At 60.5% G+C, this 13860-nt stretch carries 13 protein-coding genes; 5 read left to right on the top strand and 8 right to left on the bottom strand.

Annotated elements, in window-relative coordinates:
- Position 1 precedes the first annotated feature (1 nt).
- Genes narI through M0534_RS05675 form a run of 6 tightly spaced genes read right to left on the bottom strand, consistent with a single transcriptional unit; the run spans position 2 to position 9446 of the window.
- Positions 2-694, bottom strand: coding sequence for a respiratory nitrate reductase subunit gamma (gene narI, locus M0534_RS05700; RefSeq protein ID WP_248567437.1), 693 nt, complete (start codon positions 692-694; stop codon positions 2-4).
- 28 nt (positions 695-722) lie between these two features.
- Positions 723-1415, bottom strand: a complete 693-nt coding sequence (gene narJ / locus M0534_RS05695) for a nitrate reductase molybdenum cofactor assembly chaperone (protein WP_248567436.1) — start codon at positions 1413-1415, stop codon at positions 723-725.
- A complete protein-coding gene (narH, locus tag M0534_RS05690) occupies positions 1415-2986 on the bottom strand; it encodes a nitrate reductase subunit beta (protein WP_248567435.1) in 1572 nt (523 codons plus the stop codon). Before narH ends, narJ begins: the two co-directional genes overlap by 1 nt.
- The gene (locus M0534_RS05685) at positions 2983-6738 is read right to left on the bottom strand and encodes a nitrate reductase subunit alpha (RefSeq protein ID WP_248567434.1); all 3756 of its coding nucleotides are present in this window, start codon (positions 6736-6738) and stop codon (positions 2983-2985) included. Before M0534_RS05685 ends, narH begins: the two co-directional genes overlap by 4 nt.
- A gap of 27 nt (positions 6739-6765) precedes the next feature.
- Entirely contained in the window at positions 6766-8169 is a 1404-nt protein-coding gene (locus M0534_RS05680; RefSeq protein ID WP_248567433.1) for a NarK family nitrate/nitrite MFS transporter, read from the bottom strand.
- Positions 8166-9446 (bottom strand): MFS transporter, encoded by a 1281-nt coding sequence (locus M0534_RS05675; protein ID WP_248567432.1) that lies wholly within the window; start codon positions 9444-9446, stop codon positions 8166-8168. The genes M0534_RS05680 and M0534_RS05675 overlap by 4 nt, the downstream gene beginning before the upstream one ends.
- Before the next feature lie 92 nt (positions 9447-9538).
- Between M0534_RS05675 and M0534_RS05670 the strand changes: the two genes are divergently transcribed.
- The 3 genes from M0534_RS05670 to M0534_RS05660 all read left to right on the top strand — a co-directional run bounded on the left by M0534_RS05670 (position 9539) and on the right by M0534_RS05660 (position 10791).
- Positions 9539-9925, top strand: a complete 387-nt coding sequence (locus tag M0534_RS05670; RefSeq protein WP_248567431.1) for a SirB2 family protein — start codon at positions 9539-9541, stop codon at positions 9923-9925.
- 72 nt (positions 9926-9997) lie between these two features.
- Positions 9998-10321: a ferredoxin FdxA gene (gene fdxA, locus M0534_RS05665; protein ID WP_248567430.1), complete on the top strand. Its 324-nt coding sequence runs from the start codon at positions 9998-10000 to the stop codon at positions 10319-10321.
- A 50-nt stretch (positions 10322-10371) separates the two neighbouring features.
- Positions 10372-10791 (top strand): hypothetical protein, encoded by a 420-nt coding sequence (locus tag M0534_RS05660; RefSeq protein ID WP_248567429.1) that lies wholly within the window; start codon positions 10372-10374, stop codon positions 10789-10791.
- Between the two features lie 61 nt (positions 10792-10852).
- On the opposite strand, the gene M0534_RS05655 is transcribed toward M0534_RS05660, so the two are convergent.
- On the bottom strand, positions 10853-11173 hold the full coding sequence (locus M0534_RS05655) for a hexameric tyrosine-coordinated heme protein (RefSeq protein WP_345894705.1): 321 nt from the start codon (positions 11171-11173) through the stop codon (positions 10853-10855).
- Positions 11174-11315: 142 nt separating this feature from the next.
- On the opposite strand from M0534_RS05655, the gene M0534_RS05650 reads away from it, so the two are divergent.
- Together M0534_RS05650 and M0534_RS05645 are read left to right on the top strand one after the other, a co-directional pair.
- The gene (locus M0534_RS05650; protein ID WP_248567428.1) at positions 11316-12524 is read left to right on the top strand and encodes an NnrS family protein; all 1209 of its coding nucleotides are present in this window, start codon (positions 11316-11318) and stop codon (positions 12522-12524) included.
- 120 nt (positions 12525-12644) lie between these two features.
- Entirely contained in the window at positions 12645-13328 is a 684-nt protein-coding gene (locus M0534_RS05645; RefSeq protein WP_248567427.1) for a type 1 glutamine amidotransferase domain-containing protein, read from the top strand.
- A gap of 79 nt (positions 13329-13407) precedes the next feature.
- On the opposite strand, the gene M0534_RS05640 is transcribed toward M0534_RS05645, so the two are convergent.
- A complete protein-coding gene (locus M0534_RS05640; RefSeq protein WP_248567426.1) occupies positions 13408-13800 on the bottom strand; it encodes a hypothetical protein in 393 nt (130 codons plus the stop codon).
- Positions 13801-13860 lie beyond the last annotated feature (60 nt).

The following is a 13860-nucleotide window of genomic DNA, read 5'->3' as shown; positions in this document are numbered from 1 at the left end:
CTCACACCACCGGCCGGCGGCGGACGATCTGGTACGCGCGAAAGGCATAGCCCAACGGCACGCTCCAGATGTGCACCAGCCGCGTGAACGGGAAGATCAGGAACATGATCATGCCGAGGAACATGTGCAGCTTGTAGATCCAGTGAATGTCCAGGATGTGGCTTGCCGCATCCGGACGGAATGTCACCAGCGATTGCGCCCAGGCGGTGATCTGCAACATGACCTCGCCGTCCAGGTGGCCGGTGGATACCGGGATCGTCAGCAATCCTGTGAGCAACTGTGCAAACAGCAGGTACAGAATGAACATGTCCATGCGACTTCCGGTCCGCCGCACCCTGGGATCCGTCGTCCGCCGATGGGCAAGAATAGCGATGCCGGCCAGACAGATCAGGCCAAAGATACCCCCGGCGATTATCGCGATCAGCTGCTTGGCGCCTGTGCTCATGCCGAGGCTGGTGTAGACGGCGGTTGGCGTCAGCAGGCCGAACAGATGACCGAAGAACAGGGCGATCACGCCGATGTGAAACAGATTGTTTCCGATCAAGAACTTGCGATCGTTGGATAACATCTGACTTGAACCGGTCCGCCAGGTGTACTGGCTCTTGTCAAAGCGGACCAGGCTTCCAAGAATAAACACGGAACCAGCGATGTAAGGGAATACGCCGAAGAAGAACTCATTGAGGTATTGGTACATTGCCATTTTTCTCCAGAAACCGTGCGGTTCAAACCGGTCTGCCCAGATTCGACACGTCGACTGGGACAGCCTGGCCGGAATCGGTCTTGACGCTGCCACAGGCCGCTGCCCCGGGACCGAATGTCACAGGCTCCTCCTCCCATGCGCGGTCCAGCGCATCCGGCGTATCATCAGCAGGCTCTCGATGAATTTTGTCGTGGAAATCACTGCCGGCCTCCGGTAATCCGGTCAAGTCGAGCAATGCCTGAAAAGCGGCGGCATAAGGACTGTTGCGGGCACTGAGGCGGGCCTCCATTTCCTGCAACAAATGCCCCGACCGCTGCATCCAGTCGATTGCCGTATCAGGCGCTTGTCGTGAGCAGAATTCGAGAAACAGCGGGAGATAATCGGGCAGTTCCCGCGAGGAGATCTCGAATCCCTCGTTCTGATAGATCTCCATCAGTTCCACCATCGCCTGTCCACGATCACGCGCCTCACCATGAACATGCTCGAACAGATGCAGCGACAGGGTGCGACTTCGATCAAACAGGCCCACGTAGGTCGATTGCAGCTCAATCAGGTCCGCATCGCGGATGAACACAATCAGCGCGGCAAGCCGATGCCGCGATCTCTTGCAGAGGTTCGGACTCTGCTCGACCACATCCAACAACTCGCCAGCATGTTGCTGTAACTCCCCGCTCGGGTAGTCCAGCAGTGCGGACAGGAGTTTGATCTCGCGCATCAGCTTTCCTCCGCCTTGTCGTTGCTCCCGGTCCGGAATTCGACCCGGGCCGGGAAGCCACGCCTGCGCGACGGCTTGCCACCGAAAATGTCGGTGCGGGTGGTGCCACCGCTGGTTGTGTGGCAACCGTCGCCGAAGCTGAACCCGCAGCCGGAGCGCTCACCGTAAGGGTCTTCGAGAGACAGTTCGCGTTTCGCGGTGGGAATATCGAAACGATGCTCGTAATTCGCAATCGCCATGATCTGGTACATGTCCTCGACAGTCTCCTCGTCCAACCCCACCTGCTCGAGCACCTGGTGATTGGGTGTGCCGTCGACGGTCTGGCTGCGCTTGAAATGCCGCATTGCCAGCATCCGTTCCAGCGCATGAATAACCGGCCGCTCGTCCCCGGCAGTCAGCATATTCGCCAGGTATTTCACCGGAATACGGAGGTTCTCCACTTTCGGGATCAGCCCGTCCGTCTCCAGGACGCCAGCGTCGGCGGCCGACTGAATCGGCGACAGCGGCGGGATGTACCACACCATGGGCAGCGTCCGGTATTCGGGATGCAGGGGAAACGCGACCTTCCAGTCCATCGCCATCTTGTAGACCGGCGAGCGCTGGGCCGCCTCGAGCCAATCCTCGGGAATGCCTTCCTTTCTGGCCGCCGCAAGCACCTCCGGATCATTCGGGTCCAGAAAGACCTTGAGTTGCTCCTCGTAGAGATCCTGCTCCGAGGCGGACGAAGCCGCCTCCTTGATCCGGTCGGCATCGTAGAGGATCACGCCGAGATAGCGGATCCGTCCGACACAGGTCTCCGAGCAAACGGTCGGTTGCCCGACCTCAATGCGCGGGAAACAGAACGTGCATTTCTCGGATTTTCCAGCCTGCCAGTTGTAGTAGATCTTCTTGTACGGGCAGCCAGAGATGCACATGCGCCAGCCCCGGCACTTGTCCTGGTCGATCAGGACAATGCCGTCCTCCTCGCGCTTGTAGATGGCACCCGATGGGCAGGAAGCGACACAGGTCGGGTTCAGGCAGTGCTCGCAGAGTCGGGGCAGATACATCAGGAATGTATTCTCGAACTGGCCATACATTTCCTTCTGAATATTCTGGAAGTTGTAGTCCTTCGAGCGCTTTTCGAACTCGCCGCCCAGAATCTCCTCCCAGTTCGGACCCCATTCGATCTTGTCCATCGGTCGTCCGGTCAGCGCCGAGAAGGGCTTGGCAACCGGTTGGTGCTTGGAGTCCGCCGCGTTGTGCAGACGCTGGTAGTCGTAATTGAACGGCTCGTAATAATCGTCGATGCCGGGCAGATCCGGATTGGCGAAGATTTTCGCCAGCAAGCGCCACTTGCCGCCCGCCTTGGGCTGCAGTTTTCCGCCTTTCATCGACCAGCCGCCGTTCCAGCGGTCCTGGTTCTCCCAGTCCTTCGGGTAACCGATCCCGGGTTTGGATTCCACGTTGTTGAACCACGCGTATTCCATGCCCTCGCGCGACGTCCAGACATTCTTGCAAGTCACCGAGCAAGTGTGGCAGCCGATACATTTGTCCAGATTCAAAACTTTGCCGATTTGTGCGCGGACCTTCATGCCTGCTCCTCCGCCTGATAAATGCTCTCGTCATCGCCTTCCAGCCAGTTGACGCGATTCATCTTCCTGACCACCACGAACTCGTCCCGGTTGGAACCGACTGTCCCGTAATAGTTGAAGCCGTAACTCTGCTGGGCGTAGCCGCCGATCATGTGGGTCGGCTTGAGGACCGCGCGGGTCACCGAGTTGTGGATGCCGCCGCGCTCGCCGCTGATCTCCGATCCCGGAGTGTTCACCAGCTTCTCCTGGGCGTGGTACATCATCACCATTCCCTCGTTGACCCGCTGACTGACAACTGCCCGGGCAACCAGCGCACCGTTGCTGTTGAAGCATTCGATCCAGTCGTTGTCGACGATGCCCACCTTCTTCGCATCCGTCTCCGAGATCCAGACACATGGCCCGCCCCGGGACAGGGTCAGCATCAGCAGGTTCTCGCTGTAGGTGCTGTGAATACCCCACTTCTGATGCGGGGTAATCCAGTTAAGGGCGATTTCCTCGTTGCCATTGCCGCGGACGCCGATGATCTCCTGGGTTGTGCGCATGTTCACCGGCGGCTTGTAGCTGGTGAAGCCCTCGCCGAAGGCGCGCATCCAGGCGTGATCCTGGTAAAGCTGTTGGCGCCCGGTCAGGGTGCGCCACGGGATTAGTTCATGAACGTTGGTGTAACCGGCGTTATAGGAGACATGTTCGGACTCCAGGCCGGACCAGGTGGGAGATGAGATGATTTTGCGGGGCTGTGCCACCAGATCACGGAACCGGATCTTCTCCTCTTCCTTGTTCAGCGCAAGATGCGTGTGGTCCCGCCCGGTCTGCTCCGACAGCGCGGCCCAGGCCTTTACCGCCACCTCGCCGTTCGTCTCCGGCGCCAGAGTGAGAATGACCTCCGCCGCGTCGATTGCCGTCTCGATTTTCGGCAAGCCCTTGTTCGCGCCCTCGCCACGGTGGCGTCCGTTCAGATCGCCCAGCAGGTCAACCTCATGCTCGGTGTTCCAGCTGATGCCCTTGCCACCGTTACCGAGCTTGTTCAACAGCGGACCGACGGCGGTGAACCGCGCGTAGGTATTCAGGTAATCCCGCTCGACAGCAATGATGTTGGGCATGGTCTTGCCCGGAATGGGCTCGCATTCCCCTTTCCGCCACTCCTTGACGTCAAAGGGCTGCGCAATCTCTCCGGGCGTATCGTGAAGGATCGGCAAAGTGACGACGTCCGTTTCCTTGCCCAGATGCGGTTCCGCGAGGCGGGAGAAGGTTTTCGCCAGCCCCTTGTAGATATCCCAGTCCGATCTCGATTCCCAGCACGGGTTCACCGCCTCGCAAAGCGGATGGATGAACGGGTGCATGTCCGAGGTGTTGAGGTCATTCTTCTCGTACCAGGTGGCCGTGGGCAGCACGATATCCGAGTACAAGCAGGTGGTGGACATGCGGAAATCCAGCGTCACCAGAAGATCCAGCTTGCCGTCCGTTACGGAGTCACGCCAAGTGACTTCCATGGGTTTTTCGCCACCCTCTTCGCCCAGGTCCTTGCCCTGCACACCGTGGCTGGTTCCGAGCAGGTGCTTGAGAAAATATTCATGGCCCTTGCCGCTGGAACCGAGCAGGTTGGAGCGCCAGATGAACATGTTGCGAGGGAAGTTCACCGGGTTGTCCGGATCCTCGCAGGCCATGGTCAATTCGCCGCTCTTGAGCTTTTCGACCACGTAGTCCTTGACGTCCTTGCCGGCCGCCGCCGCGTCCCTGGCAATCTGCAAGGGGTTCGCCGCCAGTTGGGGCGCCGAAGGCAACCAGCCCATGCGCTCTGCACGCACGTTGAAATCAATCGCGCTACCCTTGAAGTCTTCCGGCCGGGCCAGTGGCGACAGCATGTCCGCCATGTTGAGCTTTTCGTAGCGCCATTGATCGGTGTGGCCGTAGAAGAACGAGGTGCCGTTCATGTGCCGCGGCGGCCGCGCCCAGTCGAGGCCGAACGCGAGCGGCTGCCAGCCAGTCTGCGGCCGCAGCTTTTCCTGCCCCACATAATGCGCCCAACCACCGCCGCTCTGACCGATGCAACCACAGAACACCAGCATGTTGATGATGCCGCGGTAGTTCATGTCCATGTGGTACCAATGGTTGAGACCGGCGCCGAGAATGACCATGGAGCGGCCCTTCGTCTTGTCGGCGTTTTCTGCGAACTCCCGTGCCACGGCAATCACCCTGTCCCTCGGGACACCGGTGATCTGCTCCTGCCAGGCGGGCGTGTAGGGCTTGTTGTCATCGTATCCGGCGGGCGTGTTGTCGCATTCCAGTCCGCGGTCGACACCATAATGCGCGGTAATCAGGTCATAGACCGTTGCGACGAGCGCCTCGTCGCCATCCGCCAGTTTGATCTTGCGCACGGGAACCTTGCGGTAGATGACCTCATCCTGGGGATTGGGCTGGAAACGTCCCAGTTCGTGTTCCTTGCCGCCGAAATAGGGGAAACCGACCGCCGCAACATCATCACGCTGTTCCAGCACGGACAGTTGCAGCGTCGTGTCCTGGCCACCAGCCTCCTTTTCCTCGAGATTCCAGCGCCCGTTTTCCCCCCAGCGGAAGCCCACCGACCCGTTCGGGACCACCACCTGCCCGCTGCTCTCGTCGTAGGCGACCGTCTTCCATTCCGGGTTGTTGTCCTGTCCCAGGCCCTCGTCGAAATCAGAGGCACGCAGGAAACGCCCCGCCTGATAGCCTTTTTCCGCAGCATCAAGCCGCACCAGCATCGGGAAATCGGTGTATTTCCGGGCGTAGTCGGTGAAATAGTCACTCGGTTTGTCGACGTGGAATTCCTTCAGGATGACGTGCCCGAAAGCCATTGCCAGCGCCGAATCCGTACCCTGCTTGGGATTGAGCCAGATATCGCCGAATTTCGAGGCTTCGGAGTAGTCTGGCGTCACGGTGACGATTTTGGTGCCCTTGTACCGGACTTCGGTCATGAAATGGGCATCCGGCGTTCGTGTCTGGGGCACGTTCGACCCCCACATCATGATGAACCCGGAGTTGTACCAGTCCGCTGATTCGGGAACGTCGGTCTGCTCGCCCCAGGTCTGCGGGGAACTCGGCGGCAAATCGCAGTACCAATCGTAGAAACTCAGACAAGCACCGCCGATCAGGGATAGATAGCGGGCGCCGGCCGCATAGGAAACCATGGACATCGCCGGAATGGGCGAAAAGCCGATAACCCTGTCCGGCCCGTACTGCCGCACGGTATGGACATTAGCGGCCGCGATCAGCTCGTTGACCTCATCCCAACTGCACCGCACAAGGCCGCCAAGCCCACGGCGCGCCTTGTAGCGGGCGGCCACTTCACGGTTGTCGGCAATGGAGGCCCAGGCCGCCACGGGATCGGCATGCTGTTTTTTCGCCTCCTGCCAGAGACGCAGCAACGAACCGCGAATCATCGGATACTTCAGGCGGTTCGCGCTGTAGATGTACCAGGAGTAGCTCGCGCCCCGCGCACAGCCTCGGGGCTCGTGGTTCGGCAAATCCGGTCGCGTACGCGGATAGTCGGTCTGCTGGGTTTCCCAGGTCACCAACCCGTTCTTCACGTAAATCTTCCAGCTGCAGGAACCCGTACAGTTGACCCCATGGGTGGAGCGCACCACTTTATCGTGCTGCCAACGGTGCCGGTACGCGTCCTCCCAGCGCCGGGTGTCCGAGGTCGTGACGCCGTGATCATCGGAAAACCCCTCTTTCACGCGCTGAAAAAAGGTCAATCGATCCAGAAAGTAACTCATGACATGCCTCCCGTTCGGAATCAGCCCCTAGCAAGGGGCCTCGGCGCCGCGACGTGCGTAGTACCACCAGGTGACGGCGATACAGCTCAGGTAGAAAACAATGAATATCCACAGTGCCAGACTGACCGTGCCGGTCAGGGCGATGGAGCTGCCGAAGCCCCGGGGAATGAAGAAGCCACCGTAGGCACCGATGGCGGAACTGAAGCCCAGCACGGCGGCGCCTTCCTTGTTGCCATCCGCGACAGCCTGTCGCTGGGCAGCAGGGTCGCTGCCCGCCGCGGCCTGCGCCTGATTGGTGAAGATCACCGGAATCATGCGGAACGTGGAACCGTTTCCAACCCCGGTGGTTGCGAACAGCACCAGGAAGGCCAGCAGAAAGCCCCAGAAATTGCCGCTGCCACCCTCGCCCGGCAGGAACAGCATGACCGCCAGCACTGCCAAGCCCATCACCACAAAGTTCCAGAGCGTCACGCGCGCCCCGCCCAGTTTGTCGGCCAGCCAGCCGCCAACCGGGCGGATCAGGGCACCGATCAGGGGTCCAAGGAATGCGTACTGGGTGCCATCGATATCCGGAAACTGATTATTGATCAGCATCGGAAACGCCGCCGAGTAGCCGATAAAGGAACCGAAGGTGCCGATGTACAGCCAGCACATCAGCCAGTTGTGCTTGCGCCGGAAGATCACTGCCTGCTCGGCGAATGATGCTCTGGCGTTGGCAACGTCATTCATGCCAAACCAGGCGGCAGCGGTCGCCAGAAGAATGAACGGCACCCAGACGAAACCGGCATTCTGCAACCAGAGGGACGAACCGTCGGCCCGAGTCGCTGAGGCATCGCCAAAGGCACCGAAGACGCTGATGGTAATGACCAGTGGCACCACGAACTGCATCAGGCTGACGCCCAGATTACCCAGCCCGGCATTCAACCCGAGCGCCGTACCCTTTTCCTGCTTCGGGAAGAAAAACGAAATGTTGGACATGCTGGAGGCGAAGTTGCCGCCACCAAAGCCACAAAGGATCGCCAGCGTGATCATGACCCAGTAGGGGGTATCCGGATTCTGCACCGCGAAACCGATGCCCACGGCCGGAATCAGCAGACTCGCGGTGCTGATCGCCGTCCAGCGGCGACCGCCGAAGATCGGCACCATGAAGGAATAGAACACCCGAAGCGTGGCACCGGACAGTGACGGCAGAGCCGCGAGCCAGAACAACTGGTTGGTGGTGTAGTCGAACCCCGCCTGCGGCAGCATCACCGCAGTCACGCTCCAGATCATCCAGACCGCGAAGGCCAGCAGCAGACAGGGGATCGAGATCCACAGGTTCCGGTAGGCGATGCGGCGCCCCTCCGCCTGCCAGAAGTCGTTGTCTTCCGGATTCCAGTTATGCAGCACATACCCTTCGCGGTAGGGCGTCGCCATGCCTGGCTTGCTCATGATTCGGACACTCCTTGCTGAAAGCCGTCGGTTGACCTTGAGTCGCTGTCACGCAGAACGGGGTTGCGCCGCTCGGTCCACCACATCCAGATCAGCGACACGCCGGTTACGCCGAACAGCAGCATGAAGACCGTGCTGGACACACCGGTGGTGTCCACCAGAGCTCCGAACATAATGGGGAGCAGGAATCCGGCCAGACCGCCGACAAGGCCGACGACGCCGGAGACAAGACCGATGTCACGATCGAAATCATCGGAGATGTACTTGAATACCGAGGCCTTGCCGACACCCCAGGCGAGACCGACGATGAACAGCAGGAACGTGAACAGCCAGATGTTGACGCCGAAAGAGAACTCCAGCGTCGAACCATCGCGCTGGGTAATGGCGTAGTGCGTTTCCGGGTAGGACATGACGAACAGGCAGATGAAGCTGGACCACATGCACCACCAGGTCACCGTATGCGCGCCGAAACGGTCCGATAGCCAGCCACCGAATGCACGGATGACGCCCGATGGCAGCACGAAGATGGTCGCCACCAGTGCCGCCAGTTGCAGACCGACGCCGTATTCCATGATGTAGTAGCGGGTCAGGTACAGGGACAGACCGACGTAGCCGCCGAAGACCACCGAGTAGTACTGGCAGTACTTCCATACACGCGGATCGCGCAGTGCCAGGAGCTGTTCGCGCAGGCTGGGCGTGTTGCTACGATCGCGCTCCGGCTCGGGACAGGTCAGCAGCCAGAACACCACCACGGTGACCGTCATTGCCACGGCATAGATGGCGGGGACGGCCTGCCAGCCCCAGACCACCACCACGGTGGGTGCGACGAATTTGGTCAGTGCGGCGCCCGCATTGCCGGCGCCGAAAATGCCCATTGCCAAACCTTGTCGTTTCCGTTCGAAAAAACGTGCGGTATAGGCAATACCCACCGAGAAGGAACCGCCGGCCAGGCCCACGACGGCACCGAGGACCAGAAACTGGGAATAGGTGGTCGCGAACTGCAACAGGTAGATCGGGATGATGGTGGCAACCATCAAAAGGGCGAACACCGAACGCCCCCCGAATCGATCAGCCAGCATGCCGAGCGGCATGCGGGCGAGCGAACCGGTGAGGATAGGAACGGCGGTCAGGATGCCGAACTGCGTTTCTGTCAGGCCGAGTTCATCGGCGATGGGGTTGCCGATAACGCTAAAGACGACCCAGACGGCAAAGCAGATGGTGAAGGCAAAAGTGTTGGCCCCCAGGACCGTGATCTGCGTGCGTCTGTCCGGGGTCACTGGCCTTCTCCTTGCCTGCTTCGAGCGTTGACCTGTAGGACACTGACCCTAACTGTAGTCAACAGCGTATTGGTTTTTCAAAGGACTGGAGCATGGAACACTACGGGCTTATCAAATTGATTCACCAGTCAAGTGCGGCCCTCAGCCTGTCCCTGTTTGTCCTGCGTGCTGCATTGCTGAACTGCAAAATACCTGTTTCGACGGGTAACAACTTGATCCAGGTCATCCCGCATGTTGTCGACACCATCCTGTTGACCAGCGCCGTCGCGCTGGCGGTCATGGCGCGGCAAGCGCCGTTCGTCGACCACTGGCTCACAGCCAAGGTCGTTGCCCTGCTGGTGTATATCGCACTGGGGAGCCTGGCGCTGAAACGTGCACGGACGCTCGCCGGCCGCCTGCTGTCCCTTAGCCTGGCCCTGGCAACCTTCGGATACATCGTGTGGGTCGCATTCACCAAGAATCCGGCACCATGGCTGTAACTGATCCCTGGCATGCGCATTACTATTACAGTATTATGAATACTTGTTCAACAGGCTATCGGAGAGGTCGTCGTGACCTTTGTCGTCACTGAGAACTGCATCAAGTGCAAATACACCGATTGCGTGGAAGTCTGCCCGGTGGACTGCTTCCATGAAGGCCCGAACTACCTGGTCATCGACCCGGATGAATGCATCGATTGCACCCTGTGCGAGCCGGAATGCCCGGCCGAGGCCATCCTCTCGGAAGACGACCTGCCGGAGGACCAGATGCACTTCCTCGAGCTCAACGCCGAACTGTCACGGGAGTGGCCAGTGATTACCGAGCAGAAGGACCCGCCGGCCGACGCCGAGGAATGGGACGGCAAGCCGAACAAACTCGAGCTGCTTGAGCGTTGATGGACCCCCTGCGGAAACCCGCCCCGGCCATCACCAATCGGAGGCCCGCAATGGCAGGAGCGGTAACGGACCGACTTCTGCCAGCGCGGAGCCGCCGATGCCCCGGTCAACGCTGGATCAGTATCGCCCTTCGTTCGGTGCATCTGGTGGGCGTTGCCGGACTCGGCGGCGCATTCCTCTATTCGAACCCGGCGGAAGGCGCCTGGCTGCCCTATGCCTGGCTCACCCTGATCTCTGGCGGGCTGATGATGGCACTGGCGGTATGGAATCACGGCATCTGGCTGTTCCAGATGCGCGGCCTGGCAGTGCTGCTCAAACTGGGCCTCTTGGCGGTGCTGCTACTCTTGCCGGCGTTCGCGCCGACAATCTTCCTGCTGGTCATCGTCCTTTCCGGCGTGTTCTCCCACGCACCGGCCTACGTGCGCTATTACTCACCGTGGCACCGCTGCGTGGTACACGCGCCGGAATGACACCGCGACCCGGCGCCGCGGGCTTGAAAGGCCGCGGCGGACCCGTTAAGGAAACGCTGACTCAATCGCGCCAGTAATCGTTCGCCTCGGCAACCGTCTGGAAATAGGCGGCGATCACGGCGGATGCCATGATCAGTTGCTCGGCATCATTGGCGTAGGTCGGCCGCAACTGACGCACCACATCCAGATTGGTCTGGGTTGTGGTCACACTGCGGCGAGACAGCCGAACCGCCAGCGCAAACCCTTCCGCCGGAGTGTCCGTTACCAGGCTCTGAAACCAGTCTTCCTCTGCGGCCTGTTCCTCCGCGGCCACCGCCGGGCCATGAATTAAGATGAGCATTGCGAACAGGACACCGGCAAGCAGATAAGTCTTCTGACGCATGATTTTTCTCCCGTTTGACGTTTTCTGGCACCGAAGGCCGGGCCGAACAGGCCGATCCGTATGGTCATGGGCCCAGCTAATTAGTAGTATATGGTTTATTTCTTTTAGACAACAACTGGGCATCAGGTCCAAGGTAAGGGAAATGCGTTCACGTTCCGAGATTGCCACACGCTGGGCGGCAACTTTTTCCATCGGTTTCCGTCCGTTCTTCCTGCTGGGCGCCCTGTTTGGTGCCCTACTGATCCTGATCTGGATCCTGTTTCTGCAGGGCATGACGAATCTGCCAGCGGAGCTCAACCCGCTGCTTTGGCATGGTCGCGAAATGCTGTTCGGATTCCTCGGCGCGATCATCGTGGGCTTCGTGCTGACAGCTGCCGGCAACTGGACAGGGCTTGCCACGACCCGTCCCACGCAACTGCTTGGTCTGGTACTGCTCTGGCTGGTCGCACGGCTCGGGTTTCTGTTTCCGCAGGCGATCCCGCTTGCCCTGACTTCGGTCATGGACCTGCTGCTTTTTCCGCTGGTCGCATTGCTTCTCGGCCGCGTCCTGCTTGCCTCCCGCAATCAACGAAATTACGCGTTCCTGCCGTTTTTCGGCGCACTGACACTACTCAATGCGACCAGTCATCTGTCTCTGCACGGCCTGATTCCGTTGCACTGGGGTCTGAGGAGCCTGGATGCCACGGTGCTGCTTGTTACCGTGCTGCTGGTATTCATGGGTGGGCGGGTTATTCCGTTCTTCACCGGTCGACGTCTGCCGGACGTCGACGTACGCCAGAACGTGGTTCTCAACTGGTCGGCGACGGTCACCACGCTTGCCTGCGCGGTGGTCGTGCTCCTGTTCGGCAGGCACACCGCGGCGGGACCACTCCTGCTGCTGGCCTCGTTACTGAACCTGATTCGTTGGGCACGCTGGCAGCCACGCAAAACCCTCGGTGATGCACTGCTTTGGGTGCTCCACTTCGGCTACCTGTGGATCTGTATCGGCCTCGCCCTGCTCGGCCTCCACCTGCTTGGCGCGCCAGTTAACTGGTCGGCTGGCAGCCATGCCCTGACGGTCGGTGCCATGGGCCTTCTCGTGATCGGCATGATGGCGCGGGTCTCGCTCGGTCACACGGGTCGCCCCTTGCAGGCGCCACCGCTGGCCATTGCCGCCTTCGTCGCGATCATTGGCGCGGCGGTACTCCGACTGCTCTGGGGGCTTATGCCCCAGTCACAGGGCCTGCTCGCAGTTGCGGGCATATTCTGGGTGCTTGGCTTCGTTCTGTTTCTGCTGGCCTATGCCGACACCCTGACCCTGCCCCGACCAGACGAGGACCCCGCCATGCAGCGGGTCAGCAAACCCACCTGAAATCGCCGCGCCGCCGGACGCAGGGCGGCCGGTCGCCCGTCACGGGCTTGAAAGGCGATGCCGCCGGCACAACCCCTCTGACCGAGTCGAACGCAACCCCGCCTTTGGAGGGCAAGGAACATGAAGATCCTGATGGTGCTGACCTCCCACGATCGACTGGGTGATTCCGGATATCCCACCGGATTCTGGCTGGAAGAGTTCACCTCGCCCTTTTATGCCTTTCGCGACGCCGGCGCGGAAATTACGTTGGCCTCCCCGAAAGGTGGTCAGCCACCGGTGGACCCGAATAGCGAGGCAGAGGAAGCACTCACGGAGAGCACGCGGCGTTTCATGAACGATGCAGACGCGCGGGAGCAACTTGCTGCCACCCGGCGCCTGGCCGACGTCGACATCGACGATTTCGACGCAGTGTTCTATCCGGGCGGTCACGGGCCGTTGTGGGATCTGGCCGAAAACAGGGATTCCATTTCCCTGATCCGCCGTGCCCACGACCAGGGCAAGGTCATCGGCGCGGTGTGCCATGCCCCAGCGGTATTTCGCCATGTCGAGCTTGATTCCGGCCGCGCATTGGTCGCCGGACGGAATGTCACCGGGTTCAGCAACACCGAGGAAGACGCAGTGCAATTGACCGATGTGGTCCCGTTTCTGGTGGAAGACATGCTGAAGGAAAGAGGCGGGAACTACAGCAGGGCCGACGATTGGCAAGCCCATGTGGTCACGGACGGCAAGCTCGTCACCGGCCAGAACCCGGCCTCGTCGGAGGATACGGCCAGGGCAGTCATTCTGGCCCTGCAGCAGGGTTAGACAGCCAGCAGCCGGGCACGCCCGGGGCAAGGCCCCTGGCGGCGCCCGGCCACTTCGATCACCGTGGGCAAACGAAGTCTCAGGCCGTCCCTGGACTCAGCGGCACTTCGCCGCGGCGGGTCATCACCAGTTCGTGAATCATCACCCCGTCACGCTCACGCAGCAGGTCCGTTGACGCGCAGTTGTAGATTGGTGTTTCGCCGTTCTCGAAGTCGTAGACGGTAAGGGTGGCTTCGCCGCGCTGGGCCATGTCCATCAGCGAGCCGGCGATGAGTTCCTGGGAAACCTGAAGACCCGTTTCCTGGGTCTGCAGCAGGACGTCAGAGCCATCGAAGGAGCCGCCATCAGGCAGCTTGTCCAGCAAATACCGAATGATTCTGCGGGTTTGTTCCTGATTCCCGATATCGGTATTGCCCCGCAGCATCACCGTATCGTCACTTCCGACCTGGCCGACATTTTCCTGTCTGCTCATGGACTCCGCTCCATACTGTTGCCTCTGGGGATTACCTGAGGGCAGTGATCGCCAATCACA

Origin of the sequence: Methylonatrum kenyense, assembly GCF_023195885.1 — a bacterium.
Taxonomy (GTDB): Bacteria; Pseudomonadota; Gammaproteobacteria; order Nitrococcales; family Aquisalimonadaceae; genus Methylonatrum; species Methylonatrum kenyense.
This window is presented reverse-complemented; position numbering and strand designations above follow the sequence as displayed.